At 41.9% G+C, this 24,280-nt stretch carries 21 protein-coding genes; 12 read left to right on the forward strand and 9 right to left on the reverse strand.

The window, feature by feature from the left end; all coding sequences use genetic code 11:
• Nucleotides 1–675 precede the first annotated feature (675 nt).
• Nucleotides 676–1,707 carry an SEL1-like repeat protein gene (locus I3B46_RS13525; RefSeq protein WP_040133023.1) on the forward strand — a complete coding sequence of 344 codons (1,032 nt, stop codon included), beginning with the start codon at nucleotides 676–678 and terminating at the stop codon, nucleotides 1,705–1,707.
• A gap of 65 nt (nucleotides 1,708–1,772) precedes the next feature.
• Here the strand turns inward: I3B46_RS13525 and dpiA are convergent, their stop codons facing one another.
• Together dpiA and dpiB are read right to left on the reverse strand one after the other, a co-directional pair.
• Nucleotides 1,773–2,456, reverse strand: a complete 684-nt coding sequence (gene dpiA / locus I3B46_RS13530; RefSeq protein ID WP_004918761.1) for a two-component response regulator DpiA — start codon at nucleotides 2,454–2,456, stop codon at nucleotides 1,773–1,775.
• Nucleotides 2,449–4,086, reverse strand: coding sequence for a sensor histidine kinase DpiB (dpiB, locus tag I3B46_RS13535; protein ID WP_014658097.1), 1,638 nt, complete (start codon nucleotides 4,084–4,086; stop codon nucleotides 2,449–2,451). Before dpiB ends, dpiA begins: the two co-directional genes overlap by 8 nt.
• Before the next feature lie 371 nt (nucleotides 4,087–4,457).
• Between dpiB and citC the strand changes: the two genes are divergently transcribed.
• The 8 genes from citC to I3B46_RS13575 all read left to right on the forward strand — a co-directional run bounded on the left by citC (nucleotide 4,458) and on the right by I3B46_RS13575 (nucleotide 12,599).
• Nucleotides 4,458–5,534: a [citrate (pro-3S)-lyase] ligase gene (gene citC, locus I3B46_RS13540; protein ID WP_036943776.1), complete on the forward strand. Its 1,077-nt coding sequence runs from the start codon at nucleotides 4,458–4,460 to the stop codon at nucleotides 5,532–5,534.
• Nucleotides 5,531–5,827, forward strand: a complete 297-nt coding sequence (gene citD, locus I3B46_RS13545; RefSeq protein WP_004918755.1) for a citrate lyase acyl carrier protein — start codon at nucleotides 5,531–5,533, stop codon at nucleotides 5,825–5,827. The genes citC and citD overlap by 4 nt, the downstream gene beginning before the upstream one ends.
• A complete protein-coding gene (citE, locus tag I3B46_RS13550; protein ID WP_004918754.1) occupies nucleotides 5,827–6,723 on the forward strand; it encodes a citrate (pro-3S)-lyase subunit beta in 897 nt (298 codons plus the stop codon). Before citD ends, citE begins: the two co-directional genes overlap by 1 nt.
• A 10-nt stretch (nucleotides 6,724–6,733) precedes the next feature.
• Entirely contained in the window at nucleotides 6,734–8,260 is a 1,527-nt protein-coding gene (citF, locus tag I3B46_RS13555) for a citrate lyase subunit alpha (RefSeq protein WP_004918753.1), read from the forward strand.
• A 4-nt stretch (nucleotides 8,261–8,264) separates the two neighbouring features.
• Complete coding sequence (gene citX / locus I3B46_RS13560; protein WP_004918752.1) at nucleotides 8,265–8,810, forward strand: citrate lyase holo-[acyl-carrier protein] synthase; 546 nt, start codon at nucleotides 8,265–8,267, stop codon at nucleotides 8,808–8,810.
• Nucleotides 8,791–9,696 (forward strand): triphosphoribosyl-dephospho-CoA synthase CitG, encoded by a 906-nt coding sequence (citG, locus tag I3B46_RS13565; protein ID WP_014658094.1) that lies wholly within the window; start codon nucleotides 8,791–8,793, stop codon nucleotides 9,694–9,696. Before citX ends, citG begins: the two co-directional genes overlap by 20 nt.
• A 236-nt stretch (nucleotides 9,697–9,932) precedes the next feature.
• Nucleotides 9,933–11,366: an anion permease gene (locus I3B46_RS13570; protein ID WP_004918749.1), complete on the forward strand. Its 1,434-nt coding sequence runs from the start codon at nucleotides 9,933–9,935 to the stop codon at nucleotides 11,364–11,366.
• A gap of 177 nt (nucleotides 11,367–11,543) precedes the next feature.
• Nucleotides 11,544–12,599 carry a 4-oxalomesaconate tautomerase gene (locus I3B46_RS13575; RefSeq protein WP_036943769.1) on the forward strand — a complete coding sequence of 352 codons (1,056 nt, stop codon included), beginning with the start codon at nucleotides 11,544–11,546 and terminating at the stop codon, nucleotides 12,597–12,599.
• A 56-nt stretch (nucleotides 12,600–12,655) separates the two neighbouring features.
• Here I3B46_RS13575 and I3B46_RS13580 read toward each other — a convergent pair whose 3' ends face one another.
• The 3 genes from I3B46_RS13580 to I3B46_RS13590 form a co-directional block, all read right to left on the reverse strand.
• A complete protein-coding gene (locus I3B46_RS13580) occupies nucleotides 12,656–13,783 on the reverse strand; it encodes an AAA family ATPase (RefSeq protein WP_163762067.1) in 1,128 nt (375 codons plus the stop codon).
• Nucleotides 13,780–14,415 (reverse strand): RNA ligase family protein, encoded by a 636-nt coding sequence (locus I3B46_RS13585; protein WP_318558971.1) that lies wholly within the window; start codon nucleotides 14,413–14,415, stop codon nucleotides 13,780–13,782. Before I3B46_RS13585 ends, I3B46_RS13580 begins: the two co-directional genes overlap by 4 nt.
• A gap of 446 nt (nucleotides 14,416–14,861) precedes the next feature.
• Nucleotides 14,862–16,178, reverse strand: a complete 1,317-nt coding sequence (locus I3B46_RS13590; protein WP_163762068.1) for a CitMHS family transporter — start codon at nucleotides 16,176–16,178, stop codon at nucleotides 14,862–14,864.
• 596 nt (nucleotides 16,179–16,774) lie between these two features.
• Here I3B46_RS13590 and I3B46_RS13595 point away from each other — a divergent pair.
• Nucleotides 16,775–17,869, forward strand: a complete 1,095-nt coding sequence (locus tag I3B46_RS13595) for an NADH:flavin oxidoreductase/NADH oxidase (protein WP_040133020.1) — start codon at nucleotides 16,775–16,777, stop codon at nucleotides 17,867–17,869.
• 48 nt (nucleotides 17,870–17,917) lie between these two features.
• On the opposite strand, the gene I3B46_RS13600 is transcribed toward I3B46_RS13595, so the two are convergent.
• Both I3B46_RS13600 and I3B46_RS13605 read right to left on the reverse strand, forming a co-directional pair.
• On the reverse strand, nucleotides 17,918–18,238 hold the full coding sequence (locus I3B46_RS13600; protein ID WP_004918736.1) for a hypothetical protein: 321 nt from the start codon (nucleotides 18,236–18,238) through the stop codon (nucleotides 17,918–17,920).
• Nucleotides 18,239–18,398: 160 nt separating this feature from the next.
• Nucleotides 18,399–19,271 carry a DMT family transporter gene (locus I3B46_RS13605; RefSeq protein WP_004918734.1) on the reverse strand — a complete coding sequence of 291 codons (873 nt, stop codon included), beginning with the start codon at nucleotides 19,269–19,271 and terminating at the stop codon, nucleotides 18,399–18,401.
• Nucleotides 19,272–19,596: 325 nt separating this feature from the next.
• Here I3B46_RS13605 and I3B46_RS13610 point away from each other — a divergent pair, with 325 nt between their 5' ends.
• The gene (locus I3B46_RS13610) at nucleotides 19,597–19,806 is read left to right on the forward strand and encodes a hypothetical protein (RefSeq protein ID WP_004918732.1); all 210 of its coding nucleotides are present in this window, start codon (nucleotides 19,597–19,599) and stop codon (nucleotides 19,804–19,806) included.
• 56 nt (nucleotides 19,807–19,862) lie between these two features.
• Here the strand turns inward: I3B46_RS13610 and I3B46_RS13615 are convergent, their stop codons facing one another.
• Nucleotides 19,863–21,335, reverse strand: a complete 1,473-nt coding sequence (locus tag I3B46_RS13615; protein WP_014658088.1) for a DASS family sodium-coupled anion symporter — start codon at nucleotides 21,333–21,335, stop codon at nucleotides 19,863–19,865.
• A gap of 677 nt (nucleotides 21,336–22,012) precedes the next feature.
• Between I3B46_RS13615 and cutA the strand changes: the two genes are divergently transcribed.
• On the forward strand, nucleotides 22,013–22,360 hold the full coding sequence (gene cutA, locus I3B46_RS13620; RefSeq protein ID WP_004918729.1) for a divalent-cation tolerance protein CutA: 348 nt from the start codon (nucleotides 22,013–22,015) through the stop codon (nucleotides 22,358–22,360).
• A 231-nt stretch (nucleotides 22,361–22,591) separates the two neighbouring features.
• Here cutA and betA read toward each other — a convergent pair whose 3' ends face one another.
• Entirely contained in the window at nucleotides 22,592–24,259 is a 1,668-nt protein-coding gene (gene betA, locus I3B46_RS13625; protein WP_004918727.1) for a choline dehydrogenase, read from the reverse strand.
• Nucleotides 24,260–24,280 lie beyond the last annotated feature (21 nt).

Consider the following 24,280-nt stretch of genomic DNA (forward strand, 5'->3'; position numbering starts at 1 on the left):
TATCGTGAATAAGGTCACTTTTATAGCTAATTTACACAGTTAATACTGGATATTAATTAACCAATTGATACGTGAATGTTAAGCATTTTGTGCTAATTTTAAAACTAAGATAATTAAATTTACCTTAAGCTCATTTCAATTAATAACCTTATATCTTTCCCTCGGTGGATTGTTATATGACAGTGCCGTCCGACTAAAAAATCCATTATTGGATACTCTATTTGGGATGAGTTGTTTGATATTTAATCACGCCGATGGGAGTCGTATGGAACCACACTCCATCTATCTATTCACAGAACTAATCAGGTGGGATTTGAAGGAAGTTAGATAAAAAAAAGCCCAGCAAATCGGCTGGGCATAATGCATTCTACTTAAGGATCTTAGTTACTTCGAGTAAAACTACCATTTCATAGCTGCATTATTGCATTACTTCATGTAAAGAAATGAATGTTGAGGGTAAATATATGAATGTTTACGCAAGCAAACAGAATATACTTATTACTAAGACCACCAGCTCATACAAAAGGTTCATAATTTTTTATTTTTTTATCACCAGAAATTCCTTTTGCAGCACAAATAGCTATTTTGCGATAACCACCTGAAAGAGATTGTTTATTGCGCTAGGGAAAACAGCGAGTTAACCTTATGGTAGATACGTTAATAAAAGGATCTTCAGTGAAAAAATTTTTGTTGTCACTGTTCGTTATTTGCAGTGCCTTTGCGCTTAACAGTTATGCAGCACCTTTGTCTCCCCCTCAAGACAAACAACTGTTGCTCAAAAGTGCGCAGGACGGACAAGCCGAAGCTCAGTTTAACCTTGCTATGCTGCTTCAATCCGAAAAACAGTTAACGGAGGCCGCTAAGTGGTATCGTTTGTCGGCTCAGCAAGGGTTTACAAAAGCGCAAATTAACCTTGCGTTGCTGTATCAACAAGGCAATGGTGTCGATAAGAGCCCAGAACAAATGCTGTTTTGGATGAAAAAAGCGGCTGAAGCAGGCGACCCTCTAGGCCAATTAAATATGGCTGAATATACTCTGAGCGGCGTTGATAAATTATTGCCTAAAAATAAACAACAAGCCGAAGCTTGGTTGGTTAAGGCGGCAGCACAACATTTTCAACCCGCAGAATTAATGCTAGCTTACTGGTATGAAAAAGGCATTGCCGTTACTGAAGACCCCCAAAAAGCACAACAAATCTACCAATCGCTGGCAAAGCAAAATAATCCCCAAGCTCTTTATTTATTGGGTTATCAAGCCGCCACTGGCATGTATGATAAAGCCGATTATCAGCAAGCCTATCAATACTTTTCACGCTCAGCTCAACTGGGCTTTTCACCCGCACAAAATAGCTTAGGTATGCTCTATTTGCATGGTCAGGGGGTGAAAAAAGAGGTGAAATCTGCGATTAAATGGCTAACACTGGCCTCCGAACAAGGTGAAATTTCTGCTCAATTTAATTTAGCATTAATTTATGCGAGGGGTGATGGTGTGCCTGCTGACCAAGCAAAAGCCTGTCACTGGTTTATTCGCGCAGCCCAACACGGTAATAATGACGCACAATATGCCACGGGAGCATGCTACCAATACGGTATGGGCGTCAAACAGGATGATAGAAAAGCACTTTACTGGTATAAGCTCGCCGCCTCTCAGGGAAATGAAAGAGCAGAAAAGAAAGTGTTGATCCTCGAAAATAACCTTAAAAAATAATCCTGCTTGTCTGCATAAAAACGGTTTGCTGTTTGTTTATGCAGACTTCATGATGTTATTACCCGCTATTTTTGAACGGCACGGTAGATTCGTTGAGGCCGCCCTACTTTGCCGTACTCAATTTCCGCTTCGATTTTATGTTGAGCTAAGCAGTACTCTAAATAACGGCGTGCCGTTGTACGGCTCAGTTTAATTGTTTCTGCAATTGTCTCGGCGGTATATTCCGCATCGGGTTGTGCAAAAAGTGAGAGCACTTTTTCGAGTGTCAACGCATCAATCCCTGTTGGTAGTTCCTCTTTGGCCTCCCCCCGTGCATAAGTATTAAACATATCGTCGATTTGGCTTTGATTTGTTTTGCTCCCTGCCTGTAACACTGATTTACGTTGAATATAGCGATCGAGTGTTTGCCCTAAGCGCTCATAAGCAATAGGCTTCACCAAATAATCGAACACACCTAAGCGGATAGCTTCTGAGACAGTTTCCATATCGCTCGCCGCCGTGGTAAATACGATATCGGCGTTGTTTCTTTCTTGGATCAATTCATGAACCAGATCAATGCCTTTACCGTCAGGCAAATAGTTATCGAGTAAGATGAGATCAGGCTTCATATATTCAATCATTTTTCTGGCCTGAGCCAAATCACCTGCAACCCAAACTTTATCGCAAGCGGGATAGGATTTTATATACTCACCGTGCATTTCTGCTAATAAGAGTTCATCTTCCACAATGAGGATTTTTATCTTAATCATTTTGCATCTTCACTTTCGGAATAAAAATTGAGAATAGAGTACCATGTGGTTGATTATCTTCAATTATAACCACACCATCACACCTTTTGACATACGAAGCCACAAGATACAAGCCAATGCCGTGCCCATCGACTGACTCCGTTTTTGTTGTCATACCTCTTTCAAACCACCTCTCTTTCATTTCAGCAGGGAAACCACAGCCCTGATCCGCGACTTCGATCACAAACTCGCTCCCTTCATCAGAAAGGTACAACTCAACCTGCTTATTACCCTCATTATTTTTCAAGCTTGCTTCAAACGCATTGTCCAGAAGATTCCCCAAAATGGCACAAAATTCTGTACTGCTAAGTAACGGCGGTAACGAACTCAATTGGCACCCTTCTATAAATACCAATTGCACCCCAAGCTCTCTGGCACGGTGATATTTACCAAACAGTAACCCAGCGACTTGCTTATCGGCAAATTGCTTGCGTAATGAATCAATCAACTGCTGTTGTGACTCAGATTCCCCTTTGATCATCGCTAGTGCTTGATCATATTCCTTCATTTGTAGAAGGCCGCTCAGCGTTGACATCCAATTAAGGTGTTCATGACGCAAAGAGCGCAAATTCTCAACGTATTGACGTACTTGTGTCAATTGGGAATTGAGAGATTCAATATCATTTTGGCTACGAAAGCTAATGACCGCGCCAATTAAGTGATTTTCATCGTGTAATGCAATGCGGTTTGCAATCACATTTAACCCATTGAAGGAACAAATGACATCATGTTGTGTGGTAGAGATATCATTAATAAAAAATGTTGCCGGCGTCACTAACTCACTGATAGCGCGCCCAACCAAATGGTTAGATGGTTCACTTAGGGAGAGCATTTTGCGTGCGTTGTGATTGATATTAATGATGCGCCCTTCACAATCAACGGCAATCACCCCTTCGAAAACGGCTTCAAAGATCCCTTTTTGCATAACCACCATTTGCGCGATCTGCTCAGGCTCCATCCCCAGCATTTGCCGTTGGATCAACCGAGTAAAGGCCCATGACAAAAAAAGCAAGATGACCAAAACCCCAAAAAAGGTGGCTCCCGTTTGTACAAATAATTCACTACGGGAAGTTTCAATTTTATTGGTGAGGTACCCGATAGACACCACCCCAATCACCTTATTATTTTCATCAAATATCGGCGTTTTTGCGCGTACAGCATTCCCTATAGACCCTTCTCCGTCAATAAAATAGCTTTCACCTCGTTCCAACGCACCGGGTTTATTCCACTGCATTTTAAAGCCAACCTTTTCTTGGTTTGGGTGATATAAGCGCATCGAATTTTCATCCCCTATCACCACATAATCATAATCTGAATCTTGATTTAGTTGATCTGCAATCACTTTGAGGCTTTGAATGTCTTTGGTTTTGACGGATTGGACGATACCTTCCATTGATGCAATTAGCTTCGCCTGGCTCATGGCAAGAGAGCGAATATTGGCCATTAAACGGTTTTCTGCCGTGTCGGTGAAATACTTGCCTAGGCTAAAAGTCAATACGACAGAAACGAGTAATAGCAAAAAGAACACCCGCACTGAAAAGGATATCGATTTATTTTTTCTAAATAGAGAACGTTGATGCTCTTTTGCCATGAGATACCCTATGTTACCTACTGAAAAGTAAAAATATTGTTACACGAAAAGCAAGCCAATAACACACACTAGACTCGATTTAGCGAGCAAATAAACACCATATTAATAATTAAATCCATTAAAACCAAGCAATAAAAAACATATCCCATAATAAAGTGCATAAAAACCATTAAACAAATACAAACTCCTTTTAGAAACATGAAACAGGTCAAATATAATAATGCTATAAGCATTAATATTAATATCGAAAAGGATAATTAAATAAAAAGCTAATGAGTTATTTATTAAATTAATATTAAGAGTTTTATTTAATTAACTTTAACATTAGTAACAACTTAAAAACATCTCTATATGAGATGCAGGATACTAATATGTTCGAAAACATAACGTTTCACCAAGTAAAACGTCATGAGAACAGGAAACTAGCTGAAATTGCTCAGTTTTTAAAAGAGAACGACCTCGATATTGATTCAAGCATTGACGTTTTTATTACAATTACGCGCAATGATAAATTAATTGCATGTGGTGGCCTCGCTAAAAATGTTATTAAATGTGTGGCTATCAGTGATCATGTTCGTGGTGAAGGTCTTGCATTAAAATTAGCCACTGAATTAGTTAACCTTGCCTACGAAAATAATACAACCCATCTCTTCATTTATACTAAAACTCAAAACGAAAGTTTATTTCAACAATGTGGATTCCATACTTTGGCTACTGTGCCAAATATCATGGTATTAATGGAAAATAGTTGTTGTTACTTAAAACGCTATATTAAAAACTTAAAAAACTACCGTAAAGAAGGCAAAAAAATAGGTGCTATCGTGATGAATGCCAATCCATTCACTCTGGGTCACCGCTATTTAATCGAAAAAGCCGCTCAGTCTTGTGATTGGCTACATTTATTTGTCGTCAAAGAAGATACCTCACGGTTCCCTTATAGCGTTCGCTTAGCACTGATTGAAGCTGGCACCAAAGGAATTGAAAATCTCACTATCCACAAAGGCTCTGAATACATCATCTCAAGAGCGACTTTTCCCTGCTATTTCATCAAGGACAAAGCCGTTGTTGATAATTGTTATACCGAAATCGATATCAAAATTTTCCGTCAATATATTGCACCAGCACTGGGGATCACACACCGTTTTGTGGGCACTGAGCCTTTTTGCAAAGTCACTAATCAATATAACGAAGACATGCGCTATTGGCTCGAAACTCGCACGCTTAGTTATCCACCTATTGAGCTGGTTGAATTTCCGCGAATGGTCTATGACGGCACGGCGGTATCCGCCTCACAAGTTCGTAGACTGCTTGCTAAAAAAGATCTTGCGGCGATCAAGCCGATTGTTCCCGAGGCAACCTATCGCTATTTAGAGGATATGTTAGCTTCCCGTTCAACATCGGCCCCTCACCGTATCGAAAATTCTGAATTAGTCACAGGTGAACTATGAAAATACTCCACGCAGCGGTTGCAGGCACGCTTGAATCAAGCGATGTCATGGTACGAATAGAACCCTTAGAAGACACGCAGGAAGTTTCAATACAAATCAGCAGTAGTGTTGAGAAACAGTTTGGTGATGCGATTGAAAAAATTGTCCTTGAATTGATTGAACAACATGAAATTGAAGGCGCTCAAATCATTATTGATGATAAGGGTGCCCTTGAATGTGTTCTTAGAGCGCGCCTAGAAGCCTTGCTTGCAAGAGCATGTGATATCACTGCATTGCCTTGGGAGGACAAATAATGACACCGGAAAGAAAAACTCGGACGCGTAGAAGCATGCTGTTTGTCCCCGGCTCTAATGCCGCAATGCTGAGTAACTCATTTATTTACAAAGCCGATGCGTTGATGTTCGACCTTGAAGACTCCGTCGCCTTGCGCGAAAAAGATACGGCTCGTCGTTTGGTCTATCATGCGCTACAACACCCTTTATATCAGGATGTTGAAACCATTGTTCGTGTCAATGCACTGGATTCCGCTTTCGGCGTCGCAGACTTAGAAGCCGTTGTTCGCGGTGGTGCTGATATTGTGCGTTTACCCAAAACAGATACAGCACAAGATGTTATTGATATCGAAAATGAAATTTTACGTATTGAGAAAAGCTGTGGTCGCGAACCTGGTAGCACCGGTTTACTTGCTGCTATTGAATCACCGATGGGGATCACACAGGCAGTCAACATTGCTCACTCATCACCCCGACTTATTGGCATCGCATTAGGTGCCGAGGACTATGTCCGCAATTTGCGTACCGAGCGGTCTCCAGACGGTATTGAACTCCTCTATGCTCGGTGCGCCATTTTACAAGCTGCACGCTCAGCCGGTATTCAAGCATTTGATACCGTGTACTCTGACGCCAATAATGAAGAAGGTTTCTTAAAAGAAGCCGCACACATTAAGCAACTTGGTTTTGATGGCAAATCCTTAATTAATCCTCGTCAAATCGAACTCCTTCATAACCTTTATGCGCCGACACAAAAAGAAGTGGATCACGCCCAACGCGTTGTTGATGCCGCCAATGCCGCGGAACAAGAAGGCCGTGGTGTGGTTTCACTGAACGGAAAAATGGTTGATGGCCCTGTCATTGACCGAGCACGCTTAGTGCTTTCACGAGCGGCATTATCAGGTATTCGAGAAGAGTGAGGCATTGAAAATGACAACGATAACACAGCGCCAGGCACGCGTATCAGCCTATTTTGACCATATAACTGACGATGCCCCTCGTCAATTTAAAGATATTGGCAAAGTACAACAACAAGTTCAAAAACCCCGCAATCGCAAACTGTGTGATGATTTGCAAGTCGCCATCCGCCGTTCAGGTTTAAAAGATGGCATGACCATTTCATTCCACCATGCTTTTCGTGGCGGTGATTTGACCATCAACCTTGTCATGCAAGTGATTGCAGAGATGGGATTCCGTAATCTCACTCTGGCTTCTAGCTCGTTGAGTGCTTGCCATTCCCCATTAGTAGAACATATTCGCCATGGTGTTATCCGCAAAATTTACACATCTGGTATTCGTGGGCCATTAGCAGAAGCCATTTCCCGTGGTGAATTAGCTGAACCAGTACAAATTCACTCGCATGGTGGGCGAGCTAACCTGATCCATAGCGGCGAACTGAATATCGATGTGGCTTTTATTGGTGTTCCATCTTGTGATGAATACGGTAATGCCAATGGCTATACCGGTGAAGCTTGTTGCGGTTCATTAGGTTATGCAAAAATTGATGCCGAAACGGCAAATAAAGTCGTGATGCTAACCGAAGAGTTACTCCCTTATCCACATAACCCTGCTAGCATCAAACAAGATGAAGTCGATTATATCGTCAAAGTAGCGCGTGTGGGGGATGCCGACAAAATCGGTGCCGATGCAACTCGTATGACCTCTAATCCGCGTGAATTACTGATTGCGCGAACAGCCGCAGACGTCATCGAAAAATCAGGCTACTTTAAAGAAGGTTTTTCACTACAAACGGGGACTGGCGGTGCTTCACTTGCCGTCACTCGTTTCCTTGAAGACAAAATGCGTCGCCATAACATCTGTGCAGGTTTTGCATTAGGGGGTATCACATCCACGATTGTTGATCTGCATGAAAAAGGCTTTATTCGCAAGTTAATTGATGTGCAGAGTTTTGACCGTGCTGCGGCAATGTCACTCGCCCGCAACCCGAATCACATCGAAATCAGCGCCAATCAATACGCTTGCTTTGACTCGAAAGGGGCCTCTGTTGATATGCTTGACGTTGTTGTACTCAGCGCCCTCGAAATTGATACACGCTTTAATGTCAACGTGTTAACTGGCTCAGATGGCGTGATCCGCGGTGCATCTGGCGGTCACAGTGATACCGCGGTTGCATCAAAACTGTCAATCATTGTTGCACCTTTAGTACGTGGTCGCATTCCAACTTTAGTCGATGAAGTGATCACTTGTGTTACCCCCGGCTCTAGCGTCGATATTCTCGTCACTGACCATGGTATTGCCGTCAACCCTGCCCGTCCTGAGCTAAAACAGCAATTGGAAAGTCAGGGCATAAAAACGGTCTCCATTGATTGGTTACGCGAACGAGCTGAACTGTTAACGGGTAAACCTAATCCGATTGAATTTACAGACAAAGTCGTGGCAGTAGTTCGTTATCGCGATGGCTCTGTAATTGATGTCGTGCATCAGGTTAAGGAGTAACACCATGTTTTACCCACTGCCTGATACGATAGAGCAACCTGAAATTTCTTTATCTGAATTGTTGGCAAGCCGTGATGTTCGTCAGGCTCGGCAACAACAATGGATTGGTCTCCATCAGGTAACCCTGATTTCATTTACTGTCGTTTTTCCTGGACCTGTTAAAGATAATCATCTTGTCAGGCAAATCTTTAATCAGGGATTAAATGCGCTTAAACAGGTGGCTCAATGCAGGCAGTGGGTACTTTTAGCACAACAATCTTTCGCTTTACCAACAGGCCCTGAATGTTTCGTGGCAGTCGATGCCGATGCCATTGAGGTTAAAACTGCCTTAATTGAAGCAGAAGAGTTATCAGCGGTCGGTCGCCTGTGGGATTTTGATGTCTTTGATGCACAAGGACGGCAATATTCGCGCTCTGAGCTGCAACTTCCTCCTAGACGCTGCTTAATCTGCGAAAAAGAAGCTAAGATCTGTGCGCGAGAGCGTGCTCATTCATTAAGTGAAATTATTCATCAGATAGAGGTGCTAGCCAATGCGTCCAATCACGATTGAGCAAACAGAGCAACTCACACAAGAGATCGTGCACTACTACAGCCAACTCGGCTGGCAAGCCATGATGGCAGAAGTCAATTTAACCCCCAAACCAGGGTTAGTTGATAAATTCAATACTGGCGCTCATAAAGACATGGCGCTGACCGATTTTCATCTTAGTGCTCATGCTATTGCACAACATTTTCCTGACTTTTTACTGGCAGGCGCCAAATATAAGCAGTACCCCATCGAGCAAGTTTTGACGCTTATTCGCCCTATTGGTATAGCTTGTGAAAAGTCGATGTTCCAATCCACCAAAGGGGTTAATACCCATAAAGGATCAATATTTTCTCTTGGATTACTACTAACCGTTATTGGTCGCCAATTAGCACTGCATGAACCCGTTTCAGCCATGAGTATCAGTAATGGGGTATCACAAATGTGCCGAGGCATTACCGCGGAACTAAAACATAAAACGAGCCGTCCTACAGCAGGCCAGCGGTTATATCAATCTTTCGGTTTGACAGGCGCGCGCGGTGAAGCTGAAAGTGGTTATCAATTAGTCGTCAATTTATCGCTCCCCTACTATTTAAAACAACTTGTTGAAGGTAAACCACAAGAACTCGCATTACTTGAAACGTTAATCCTATTAATGGCGAACAATGATGATACCAATGTTGCCAATCGTGGTGGATTGGAAGGGTTAGCATGGTTAAAAACACAAGCGCAAACTTTACTCGACCAAGGTGGATTAACAACCTCTGCTGATTTAGAAAAAATTAAATCATTCGATAATCAATGTATCGCAAAAAATTTAAGTCCTGGAGGAAGTGCTGATTTACTTATTTTAACGTGGTTTTTATCTCGGTTACCTTATTCAAAAGACAGGATCCATTTTACTCATTAATAAAAAATAAATTTAAATCAACATAGGAAAATTAAAAATCATTTTAATAAAGATATGTTAATTAAATATTGATTATTAGTTTAACGAATTTATAACTTATTTGGTATTGAAGAAGAGATTGACACTCTTCAACGAATCTCTGCATGCCAAATTTGTCATTAAACAAATTCATAATATTAAAGTTCATAAAATTTAATATTAATTAAGTTTAGTATTAATATTAAGGAAACTGGCCTATGCAAAAAGATAAAATATGGAAGCTATTTATTCTAATAGCGATTCCCATAATCATATCGCTTATTCCCACGCCGGAGGGGCTACCCCATATTGCTTGGTTACTATTTGGTCTCTACTTAGCCGCTATCGTCGGGCTGGTACTAAAACCTTATTCTGAACCTGTAATATTGTTAGCCACCATTGCTGCAAGTGCGACGATCATCGGTGTGACTGGCACTAAAGATGTCAAAGTGAGCGAGGTCTTAAGTGGTTATGCTTCGGGTACAACATGGTTAGTCTTTGCAGCGTTTACACTCAGTGCTGCTTTCGTGATCACTGGGTTAGGTAAACGACTTTCCTATGTTTTAATTGGTAAATTAGGTAGTACGACATTAGGTCTTGGCTATGTGACTGCCATCCTTGACTTAATTATCGCGCCTGCAACCCCCTCCAATACCGCGCGTGCTGGTGGGATTGTTTTCCCTATCATTAACAGTGTGGCTGTGGCTCTGGGTTCAGATCCCGAAAAAAGCCCTCGAAAAGCAGGTCACTACCTTTTAGTGAACGTTTATATGGTGACAAAAACCACCAGCTATATGTTCCTAACAGCTATGGCTCCGAATGCGTTAGCACTGGCGATGATGAGCGATATTATGGGCATTAGTTTGAGTTGGGGAGGCTGGGCGCTTGCAGCCGCAGTTCCGGGTCTTATCATGCTCATTTTAACGCCATTCATTATCTATAAGCTTTATCCACCTGAGTTAAAAAAGGTCAACAACAAAGAGATCGCCGCAAAAGGTTTAGAAGAGCTTGGCCCCATGACGGTAAGAGAAAAGCTGTTGAGTATTGTGTTCCTATTAGCTTTAGCGGGTTGGATCTTTGCCGATAAAATTGGTGTCAGTGCTTCCACTGTTGCGATTTGTGTTATGGCTTTGACATTAATTCTGGGCGTTGTGACTTGGGATGATGTGCTAAAAAATAAAGGTGGCTGGAATACCTTGATTTGGTACGGCGGTATCATCGGGATGTCTGGTGTACTGACAAAAGCTGGCTTTTTCGAATGGTTAGCCAATGTTATGGGTCAACACCTCTCATTCGGTGATCAAACCATGCTCGCCTTCTTTGTGATTATGTTTATCAGTGTTGCGATACGTTACCTCTTCGCGTCTGGCGGTGCTTATGTCGCTGCAATGGTGCCTGTGTTTGCAACTGTCGGTATGGTTGCGGGTGCACCACCAATGCTGCTAGCCCTCGGTCTACTCTTCTCGAATGCTTACGGTGGCAGCTTAACCCACTACGGAGGCGCGGCAGCACCAATCGTCTTCGGTGCTGGCTACAACGATATTCGTTCTTGGTGGATTATAGGTGGTATCGTTGCATTCTTAAGTTTACTGGTACATATGACAATTGGTTTAGGCTGGTGGGAAATATTAATCAGCTCCGGTTTAATTTAGAAAATAATAATCTGAATACAAATTAAATTAACAATGGGATCTGAGCTTATGAGATCCCATTTAAATATTAAATGTCCTCTTCCTATTATTTTGCTGTGCTACCGGCAGCGATTGTTTTTATTTCATGCCATCAACAGCATAAATAATAAATGAGCAATACTCTAAATAGGAAAATACATGAAAAAAATACCTTGTATGTTGATGCGTGGCGGCACATCTAAAGGCGTATTTTTATTAGCAGATGACCTACCAAAGAATATCCAAGAGCGCGATGAACTCATATTAGCTATTATGGGATCGGGCCACGCACTGCAAATTGATGGTATTGGTGGTGGTAGCCCTCAAACCAGTAAAGTGGCAATCATTAGCCGCTCCCCCCACCCTGATGCCGACATTGATTATTTATTTGCTCAAGTTTCAGTGACGGAACGTATTGTTGATACCGCGCCTAATTGTGGCAATATTCTCTGTGCCGTTGGCGCTTACGCCATCGAAAAAGGGTTAATGCCTATAACAGGTGATGAAACAACAATCCGAATTCGTAATATCAATACGAATACCTTCGTCAACGCCACAGTACAAACACCAAATGGTCATATTGTTTATGAAGGTGATACCACCATTGCAAGCGTTCCTGGTCATGCTGCCCCTATCGCCCTCACATTTTTAAATGCGTGTGGTACAAAAACTGGAAAACTACTCCCCACGGGCCATGCCATTGATACTTTCGATGGCGTCGAAGTCAGTTGTATCGATATGGCGATGCCAGTTGTGCTCATTGACGCCCCTCAATTAAACAAAACGGGTTATGAGAGCGCGGCTCAACTTGAAGCGGATAAGGCGTTTATGCAGCGCCTAGAGAGCATTCGCCGCCAAGCTGGCCTTGCGATGGGATTAGGTGATGTCAGCCAAAAAGTGATCCCCAAGCCTGTTCTGGTTTCCCCTGCAATTCATGGTGGAACGGTTAACGTTCGCTATTTTATGCCTCATAAGTGTCACGGTGCATTAGCTGTTACAGGCGCTATTGCAATAGCGACAGGCACCATCTTAGAAAATAGCGTCATCAAGCGTTATTTAACAAAAAATGTCGATATGCAACATATCTCGATTGAACACCTCAGTGGTCATTTTGATGTTTCGCTCAATCAGCAAGGCGACTTCCCAGAAGGGTTACAAGCTTCCATTATTCGAACGGCGCGAAAGCTATTTTCCGGGGATGTGTATGTTCCTTAATCGGTTATCTCTCTGACACATGACGCCTATCTATTATAGGCGTCACCTTTCTCTAACTAGTGTGACTGAAATTCCCCTTGGATCACATAAGAAACTTGATGAGCCTCATCAGGTGTTGGCAATTCTAATTTACTTGCCATACGCTCCATTACCTTTTCTGGCACGGCGTAGTCACGTTGACGATTTTGTTGTTGCCACTGCTTGTAGGGAACTTCCAAATAAATAAGGTGGATTTTCGCCTGATAGCGGGCAAACAAACCGATCATACTGGCTCTTAATGACGCACTCAGTGAAGTTGCATTCCAAATAAAGTCCTTTTTTGCACGTAACAAGACTTTCGCCTGCTCCTTCGCTTGTTGAGCGACCCAACCTTGCGCATTTTTATCGGCAGGATCGATTTTATGCGCGCGACGAATTTCATCAAGGCAGACCACTTCCCATTGCGGATAATGCTGAGCAATAAAGTGATCTTTTCCCATTCCCGGCAAGCCACACAGCATAACCACTTCACTTCCTTGCTCCTCAAAAGGCTCGTAATCCGTAGTGCCACGCTGGTGATGAAAATAATGGAAACGCCCAACCGCCGAAGCAAAAGCTTTTGGTTGCGTCCAACACCCCTGTTCGCGACAAAATAGCTCAAATATTTCAATGCGAGACAAGAGTTCCGACTGATCTTGGCATATGCGCCCCAATACGTCCGCCTTTGCTAATAAACACAGCAGTGACATATCAACACGTAAAGAAGCAGCAAATAGCGCCCGCTCAGGGTCGACTTTTTCCATCAACCATAAAGGTAAGCCATGATAGCGAACTAAAGCGGCGATTTGTTCACGTATCGCAAACGGGGTTTCAACCTCTCGATAAAGAATGCGTCGAGCAGATAATTCACCTTTTTTCGCATGACCAGGGGAGATAATACGCCCGTTTTCATCTTCTCGTGTTGTCGTACGCTTTTCAACATCATGCAGCAGTGCTGCTGCCCAAACGATATTTTGCTGTAAAACAGGGAGTTGTTGGTATTCAGGTAATGCTTCGAGTGCTGCTAAAACCATTTGTGTATGTGTTGCCACATCACCTTCGGCATGATGCAGCGCATCTTGCGGTACGCCTCGCATATCACGCACAAAATCAAATTGCGCCTCTAGCTGTGACCATGCGCGTTGTTCAGTCAATTGCCAACTCATACTTCCCCCTTTTGGCGTTCGAACGCTAACTTCGCTCGCTGCCAATGTCTTTTCCAATGAATATCGGTTTTAACATGGTTTTTTCGCACATATTTAAAGACATGCTGCATAAAATCAGCGACCAAAAAACGGCGGCTATCGCGAGTCACAATGCCTTCCATACTACAAGGTTGCTGAGTAAACGTATCACAAGCCCCAAAAAGGCTATCTTGTGAAGCGGCCTCACTAAGCTGAGCCGCATAAGCCTGTGGCCCAAGTTGCCTATCAATCTTGAGGGTTAGCTCCGGCACTGTTGGAAAATCAAATAGAGCGGCATAAAACTTCACCTCTTCCCAGCTAAGCCAATAGTCACCTTGTCGCGCGGCAAAAACATAGAAGTAATCTTCAATATGTTGATATTCAATAGAGTGTATCGCATAGAGGTTTTCGCCAAACAGTTCGATATCCCCTAAATCGTTTTTAATTAACTGCCAGCGCTGGCGGATCTGTTGGCTCCATGCTGACTGTGTTGGCGCAGCATGCGAGCGAGCAAAAACCCCATATTGGCTTAAGCAATTATTTTCACCATCGAGTTTTTCGGTATGTACCAGTTGTTCAATATTCTGAATGTGCGACCACCAATCGCTATTGATACGATCATCACTGGTGGTGCCAGGTGAGAACGGATAGTGATACGTTCTACCATACTTTCTTGATTACATATTCATCATGCTTTCTCTACAGAAATAGGAAAAACAACAAATCCTTTAGCAAGATTTGCCTCTGTGTTGTGTGAGAAATCAAGAGTTGGTATTACATATCTCTTCCGCGGAACGGCCTCGTTATGGGGTGTTACTTATTCAAAAGTAACAAATTCATTTAAAAACAGGCCGATTCTAGCCTAACTGTCAAGTAAAAGGCTATCAATTTAATCTGAATCTATGACGGTAATGGAGTGGCTTTCATCGCGTATCAGCCCACTTTCACTTTTACTGTGTCGCGCTGTTCAGCTCCTTTCCCTCAATTTTAAACGTTAAAAATGACAATGTGCCCCTTATCTTAAGGGGCACACCGATGCATTAAAGGGCTAACCTGTGGCTTAATATAAGCCGAGTACAGCACCTACCGCTAAGGTGAAGAAGCTAAACAGCCAAATCCAACCGAATGAATAGCGCAGATGGCGCCCCATATCAATTCCAGCAAGCCCCATTGCCAACCATGCAGCTGGTGAGAATGGGCTAACAAATGTTCCGGCGTTATTACCAATTGCCATTGCATATACGACCGAAGAGGGGTCTACACCAGCCGTTTCAGCGATTTGCTGAATAATAGGTAGCAGAGCAAAGTAATACGCATCGGTACTGGTGAAAATATCCATCGGTACGCCGAGGATGCCAACAAAGATATGGATTTTAGAGACCCATTCTGTTGGTAATATTGCCGTTAAATCTTCAGCGATCGATTTTAGCATTCCCCCATCCGACAAAATACCGAGGAAAGCACCCGCAGCAAGAATAATCGCGACCATGCCTAACGCTTGTGGGGCATGTTCAGAGAGAACCTGCATTTGATCTTTCGGATTAGGAAAATTAACCAGCAAGGCGATTGATAACGCAATCATAAACACATAAGGCGCCGATAACAGTCCAAATGCCAGACAAATAATAGAAGCGACAATTAACCCACCGTTAATCCATGGCTTTTGTGGCTTGTTTATTTGTTCATTCACATCCGCTATTTGCTCATTAGCAGGCAATAAAGAGTCCATCAGATACGGACTTGTGCCTTTAAGTGCAGCAGCGGCAATACGGCGTTTCTCACGTAAACCCATAATTACTGCGAATACCACAGCACCAGCCATACCGATGATCTGCACAGGGATCAAGCTTTGCCATAACGTTGCGGCATCAATGCCTGTCACCGCAGAAGCACGGCCTAATGGGCCACCCCATGGCACCATGTTCATAATCCCCATACTGGCGCACATCAATAACAACATTAAATAAGGGCTCATGCCGAGCTGGCGATATAAAGGCAGCAGTGCTGGAATAATAATCAGGAATGTCGCGGCACCAGAGCCATCTAAATGCACGACACCCGCAATTAGTGTGGTCATCACACACACAATGATCACATTGCCTCGCGTCATTTTGACCATCAAACGGATAAGAGGATCAAAAATATGCAAATCTTTCATCAAACTAAAGAATAAAATAGCGAACAGGAACATCGCCGCCACTTTAGAGACTTTATTAATACCGCTTTCAAAAAAAGCTGAAATTTCAGGGATTGAATACCCTGCAATCAGGGCGCCAATAAAAGGAATACAAGACATTGCAATGATAGGGCTAACTTTTCCCATCATAAGCAAGGTGACGATGGAAAGAATGATCAATATACCGATAATTGTTAACACATTGAGTTCCTTATTAGAATTATATTTTTAAGGTGAAAATTAAATACACTTAAACGAGTATTAATTTATTCCATTGTATATTTTCAATGTTGCGATATGCATTTTGAATATACGGTAAATACACATCTATCTCCCTGACCTTATATAAATCAAAATTAATTTTCGCAAGAGCTAGATCATTTTTTTGCTGAATAACAACCTAAAAATTAGCTATAAAAATCAGCGTTTAAGATAAAAATTTAGAGCAAAACGCTATTAGCACCATTAAAACCATTAATTAAAATTAATACCAATATTAATTGTTTTTTATTTACTTAATTGCTAAGCTGGCGATTATAAGAGGGTAATTATTTTTAATTATCAAACTAGTTTATGTTTTCTATTTTTTTTTAGTGTTTTATTTTCACAATGAGGAGAAACAGACAGAAAATTATACTTTTTCACATAGTTCTCAAATTTATACTTATCTACTTGCATTATTCTGTGACTAATAGAATTGAGCTTTAACTGTAAAAAACCACATGAACAGCACAAAATGATACTGAACTTACTTGTATCATGGATAAATTAATCATGATCACTAAGGAACAAGACAGATGAGCTTCCTATTTTCCCCCGCAGCTTTGGGGCAAATTTCCCTAAAAAACAGGATCATTGTTCCACCGATGTGCCAATATTCCGCCATCGACGGCATGCCAACCGCTTGGCATCATTCACACTATATGAATCTCGCGCTTTCAGGGGCATCGTTAGTTATTGTCGAAGCTAGCGCAGTCACCCCCGCTGGGCGTATCACCTATAAAGATCTCGGTATCTGGAATGATGAACAGGCAACCGCCCTAAAAAACATGTTAGCAGATATCAGGCAATTTGCTGATGCACGCTTAGGTATTCAAATCGCTCATGCAGGTAGAAAAGCCTCAACAGATCTCCCTTGGCTGGGTGGTCAGAGCCTCTCTAAACAAGAACAAAATGGCTGGGAAACGGTCTCTGCGTCAAACTTGCCTTTTGGTCATTCACACCCGCCAAGAGAACTGAGCAAACAAGAGATCCACGACATCCAACAACAATTTGTCGATGCGGCTAAACGTGCAGAATATGCGGGATTTGATGTTATTGAAATCCATGCAGCCCACGGTTATTTATTGCATCAATTTTTATCGCCAATCGCGAACCAGCGCCAAGATGAATATGGGGGCAATTTTAAAAACCGCAGTCGTCTATTAATCGATGTATTTCGTGCGGTTAGAGATGCAGTTAATCCCAATATTGCTGTTGGCGTTCGAATTTCTGCAACCGACTGGGTTAGTGGTGGATGGGGGGTTCCTGAATCCATTGAACTTACTGAACAACTCGAAGAACTAGGCTGTGATTATATACACGTCTCGTCAGGGGGGTTATCGTCTGAGCAGCAGATCCCTATTAGCCCCAATTACCAAGTGCCACTCGCTCAAGCTATTCATGAGCATACAATGATGCCGGTGATTGCCGTCGGCCTTATTACTGAGCCTAATCAAGCCGAAGCGATAATCGCTACTGGGCAAGCGGATTTTGTATCAATCGGTCGAGGGATACTTTTTAACCCTCGTTGGCCTTGGCATGCGGCAGCACAACTAGGGCAAAATATCAGTGTTGCACCACAATATTTACGCAGTGCGCCTTATCAATATAAAAAGTTATTTAGCGCATAATAATAGTCACAGCGGTAACAAGACACTTACCGCTGTGATATATCTTAATTAACGCTCAGCTTTTGTACACTGATTAACAAATTCAACCATTGATTTTTGAAAATCAGCTTCTGCTGTTGCTGATTTCGCTAATTCACCTTCAATACGTTTATATTCTTTCAAACCGTATTTTTCGATTGTTTTGTCATATGCACAGGCACAAATTGCGCTAATAGCATCTGCGGTTTCACCGGCTGGACTCCCAGACGCTTTCACACAATCACTCACAAAAACTTTTTTAGATTCAGCGATTTCGGCTTTATCGTCCGAGCATGCTGCTAATAATGTCATAATGCCTGCCATACCCAAAATTAATGCGATCTTTTTCATCTTTAGCCTATTATAAATTTAGTTTGCATTACTATTAATCTAAAAAATTTAAATAAGAGAGTCATATTTAGATTAATTACCCATACCTTTCTCATGTAAATAATAATAGCTGCTTTAATTTAAAAAATCTCTATTATAAGGACTATTTTTAGTAAAAGTCTTATTTTGATAATGCACGAAAAGAGCGCCATCGATAATAAAAGAGAGCACTTAAAATAAGAATACAACCTATTATTTGGATCATTGGCATCCGTTCATGATACCAAATGGCAGCAACAAACACGGTCATCACCGGTTCTAAAATCATAATAATGGCAGCGTTCGCGGCAGTGGTATTTTTTTGCCCAATCAACTGCAAAATAAAACGTAAGCTAGTTGCTATCACCACACTGGCAATAAACCACATCAATATCGATGGCGCTAACGTGGTTGGCCACTCCTCTAATAAAAGAGATAACGTCAAACCAACCACGCCCGTACAAGCCAACTGAATAGCCGTTAAAGGTAAAACAGGAACACTACGCGCATAGACGCTGGTATAGCAGAAATAAATGGCTTGAACGATTGCGGCAGCTAAAAACCAAAGTTGACTACTCTTAAACTGAACTTGCCCCTTAAACAGGGTTAAACACGCTAAGCCTAATACTGCAACAGGTAACGCTTGCCAAAAATAACGTGTCGGCCGTATTTTTAAAAGCACCCAACCCACTAATGGCACAAACAGCATGGCTAGGCTCATGATAAACGCGCCCTCACCTAGCGAGTCTGTTGTAGCAACGGCATAAATCCATAAAACGAGGTTGAGGGCCATCCATCCCCCCGTCATCAAAATACTCGGTAGTTGTTGCAAGCGAATATGATGGCGTTTCCCCCAACAAAAAGGGGCTAGAATGATCGCCGCCAATAAGAAACGACTACCTAAAAAAGCAAATATTGGCATGCCTTGTACAGCTTCACGAGAAAAAATCCATCCCCATGCGGCAATAAAAGTGGTCAGCACTAAAAATAGTTCGGCTTTCCTTTGCGACTGCATATTTTATTTTACCTATCAATCACGACATTATTGTCATCATCATACTGTCTATACTATTTATGCCAATCTCTATTTTGCCTCCTTGATTAAATAGGGCTTTGAAAACCTCTTCATTTCCTCTTAACACGCCAATGACATTAATAAAATACAGTTATCAATCACTATTCCTTCCTATTGACTGTTTTCTCATCGAATAAATGGGGAAATATGCCATTAAACTAGTCAATTTTTCTGAAATTTTGGGGTGACATAATGCAAATAGATAATTAATCAATGGCTTGATGCAGTGAGCACATTACGCATCAGCTCAAAAAGGTAGGTCGATATGTCAATCACACATAAACATCCATATAACGATTCAGAGAAAATTAGTCAGATAAAAAGCGCTATTAATACACGCAAATATGCTCATCCTGCTGAAATTAGCTTGTTATGGAAAAATGCCATGAACTCATCGTTCAATCTCAGTTGGTCTAAAGTGATGTTAGCGGCGTGTATCTCTACCGCTATTGTATTACTGTTGACATCCTACTAAACAAAAAAATGGCCGGGATCTTCTCCGGCCATTGCGGTTTTTGTTTGAGTAATGAATTACCAGAAACCTAAGACTTTCCACCAAATACTGCCTAAACCAATCCAGATAATAAGGTTGACGACACTCATCACAAATCCGGCTTTCCACCATTCGCCGAGTGTTACGTAGCCTGAACCGAAAATAATGGGGGCAGTTCCTGTGCCGTAATGGGTCAGAGACATCATCAAAGAAGAGGAGAATGCTAAGGTTAAGCCGAGTAACATCGGTGGAGCGCCAAGCGCTAAACCAGCCGCAAAGAAAGCAGCAAACATCGCGGTAATGTGGGCGGTTGTACTCGCAAAGAAGTAGTGTGAATAGACATAGATAAGCACAAGGATTAATGCTCCCCAAACCCAACTCAATCCCATATTATCGATTGAAGTCCCTACTGAGATGGACATCCATTTAATTAAACCTAGCTTACCTAAGAAACTTGCCATCATCACCAAAGCAGCAAACCAAACAACGGTATCCCAAGCCCCTTTGTTTTTTAATACATCATCCCAATTGATGACGCCCGTGGCTAATAAAATACCCAGTCCAATAAATGCGGCCGTTGTTGCGTTAATCTTATAAGCAGGTCCAAATACGTGTTCGGGTACTCCTGCCCACATCACCAGTAATAGCACAAACACGCCAAGCGTAATAACTTCTGGTAATGAAATTGGGCCCAATTGTTGTAAACGCTGTTTTGCAAAATTAGGCGCATCAGGGGTTGACGTAATTTCAGGTTTATACATGAAATAGATAACTAACGGCATCAAAATTAACGACACCAAAGCAGGTGCAAATGCTGCTAGCGCCCACATTGACCAAGTTAATTCATTTGCTCCTCCAGCTTCGCTGACAATCAAACTGACAATTAAAGGGTTTGGCGCCGTCGCGGTAATAAACATCGCTGAAGTAATCGGGTTAATATTATAGTTAACCAAAGAGAGATAACGCCCTATTTTACCGGCAGTACCATCATCGGCCTTAGAGCCAAAACTATCCGCAATGGAGCGCATAATAGGGTGAATGATCCCCCCGCCACGCGCAGTATTACTTGGGGTCACTGGCGCAAGTACTGTTTCTGCAATCGCCAGTGAATAAGCAATACCTAATGTTTTTTTACCAAATAAGGAAATAACATAATAGCCAATCCTCGCGCCTAATCCGGTTTTATTTAGGCTCATTGAAACCATAATAGAAATACCGATTAACCAAATCAGGTCATTTGAGAAACCACTTAACGCATCCGCTATCGCATCCTTTGTGGAGTTTGGATTAGTCACTCCCGTTGCAGCCACTAAAGCAATGGCAATAATGGAAACACCGCCAATAGGAAGGGCTTTACCAATAATTGCGGCGATCGTTCCAACAAAGAGTGCTAATAGATGCCAAGCATCGGGATTAACACCTTCGGGAACAGGGATTAAGAACCAAATAATAAGTGTGATTGCAACTGCTATCAATGTAGGTATAGGTTTTAATGGGGTCAGTTTATTCATATCGGGCATCCATACATGTTTTTAAGATGGAAATAAAAAATTCTTAGCAATATATTTTTTATCATTACAAATATGTTAACTAAATATCTTTGGCAGACATTGATCGTTATCATTGACATAGCTATTTTTACATATAAAAAACGATTTAAATTTAGTAACAAAGAGTAATTAGTAATTACAACAATTTACTAATAGTATTTAACAAGGAACCATCATAATATTAACTTTTATTTTATAAACGACAACGACAATGTATAACATTCATATAAAAAGCACGTTTATTGCCTTAAATAATTAACCATACAAAAAACATTGTTTATTTAATTTAAAATAGACGTTGAAACATCAACAATATACAAAACCCAATGATTTATTTATATTACAATAGGTAAAAATGCAGGCTGAATCGAATTATTCATACAAATAATCTTAATTTTGCTAAATAGCATTAAATAACAAATTCAAAAATTTAGAGTTAAATGTACAAATAACACGCTATTCATCAATGAGTACTTAGATGTTTTAATAACCTTATATCTTATTAGATAGTCTAGTAGGAAACTATTTACCACTACATTACAATTATCACTTGATTAAACTTCATACATATTGTGGTTATTTAATCTAATCTTAATCATGGACACTCTGAATTAGATAACTATTCTAAGGAAATATAGATGATAAAGCATGATGTAAATTGTTATAAAGAGCACCAACCTTGCATTATTTTATGTACAACAAACAGCCAAAATAATGCGGTCAAGATTGCTCAACAGTTATTAGATAGACGCTTGGCGGCCTGTGTTTCATTGCTGCCTGAGATAACCTCCATTTATCAATGGAAGAACGAGATCGCACAAGATAAAGAGGTACTGTTACTCATTAAATCTACTAATAAAAACCAAGCTGAATTGTTTTCTGCTATCAAGGAAATCCACCCATACGAAACTCCTGAATTGATTAGCCTCGATTTGGATCAGGTCGACAGTGGATATTTGGCGTGGTTAGTTAAATCAGTCAAATAAGCGTCATCATGGTGTTAAATAGTGAGGTTGTTCTCAATATTCCACTCTCCATGGCGTTACCGATAGATTCGCTAACTGGTCTGCTATGGTAAGTAAAAAATAAATGCTATACAGAAGTTCTCGTTTTCGCTTTATTTGCCCTCTTTATTGAGGGCTTTTTTCGATGATTTTTTTTGGTCAGTCGAAAAAATGACCCCTTCGCTGGCTGGGGCCATTGATAGATTAATGCAACTATAGCTGGCGAACAGGGGCATCCCCTGCAACATAATAATCAGCCTGACTTGCCGGTAAGGGTTCACGCCCACGGATTTTATCCGCCATCTTTTCGGCGATCATAATTGTCGTTGCATTCAAGTTACCTGTAATAATCAAAGGCATGATTGAAGCGTCAATCACTCTTAGATTTTCAAGGCCATGTACACGACCTGCACCATCAACGACCGCCATTTCATCGTATCCCATCTTACAAGAGCCACAAGGATGGAATGCCGTTTCAGCGCGCTCGCGGACAAAAGCATCAAGCTCGTCGTCTGATTGGACATGCTTACCGGGGCTAATTTCCTCACCTCGGTACGGATCTAATGCTGGTTGAGCCATAATTTCGCGGGTAATGCGAATGGCGGCACGGAACTCTTCCCAATCCTGCTCACTCGACATGTAATTAAACAAAATACTCGGGTGTTGGTAAGGATCCGTTGACTTTATCCTCACACGCCCTCGACTCGGCGAACGCATAGAGCCTACGTGAGCTTGGAAACCATGTACATTTACTGCATTACTGCCGTTGTAATTAATTGCAACAGGCAAAAAGTGGAACTGGATATTTGGCCATGCAAACTTATCACTTGTCCTGATAAATCCGCCCGCCTCAAATTGGTTACTAGCACCGATACCCGTTCCTTTAAACAACCACTCCGCACCGATAGCGGGTTGGTTATACCATTTTAATGCTGGATAGAGCGAAACGGGCTGCTTACACTCATATTGCAAATACATCTCAAGGTGATCTTGCAAATTTTGCCCTACCCCAGGCAACACATGCACCGCGGGGATATTAAACTCTTTGAGCACATCTTCTGGCCCTACACCTGAACGCTGCAATATTTGAGGTGAAGCAATGGCGCCAGCACACAAAAGCACCTCTTTACGGGCTTTGGCATGCACGGCAGTTTTACTGCTCCCTTGGTAGAATTTCACGCCAACCGCTTTTTTCGATTCAAATTCAATAACATCTGTAGTGGCGTGGGTAATAATGGTCAGATTTTTACGTTTTCTAGCCTGATCGAGATAACCTCGAGCCGTACTCGCACGACGCCCTTTTGGTGTTACCGTTCTATCCATTGGACCAAAGCCCTCTTGTTGATAACCATTTAGGTCATCTGTTCTTGGATAGCCAGCCTGAACCCCCGCTTCAACCATGGCATGAAACAAGACGTTATTACCATTTTTAGGCGTAGTCACACTGACAGGACCATCGCCACCATGATAATCATTTGCACCGATATCCCGCGTTTCCGCTTTGCGAAAATAAGGTAAACAATTGAGGTAACTCCAGTCTTCTAAACCTGGAGTTTGCGCCCACCCGTCAAAATCCAATGCGTTACCTCGGATATAACACATACCATTGATCAGCGATGACCCCCCAAGCCCTTTTCCGCGCCCACACTCCATACGGCGGTTGTTCATGTAAGGTTCAGGATCAGTTTCATAGGCCCAATTATAGCGTCGACCTTGTAATGGATATGCTAATGCCGCTGGCATTTGTGTACGAAAATCGAACCTGTAGTCCGGTCCTCCAGCTTCAAGGAGCAGCACAGTAACATCAGAATCTTCTGTCAGGCGGGTAGCAAGAACGTTACCGGCTGAACCAGCACCGATAATAATGTAGTCATAGACCATTGTTATCTCCTCTGTTTCAGT

This window comes from Providencia sp. 2.29 (assembly GCF_015832305.1).
Classification (GTDB): domain Bacteria; phylum Pseudomonadota; class Gammaproteobacteria; order Enterobacterales; family Enterobacteriaceae; genus Providencia; species Providencia stuartii.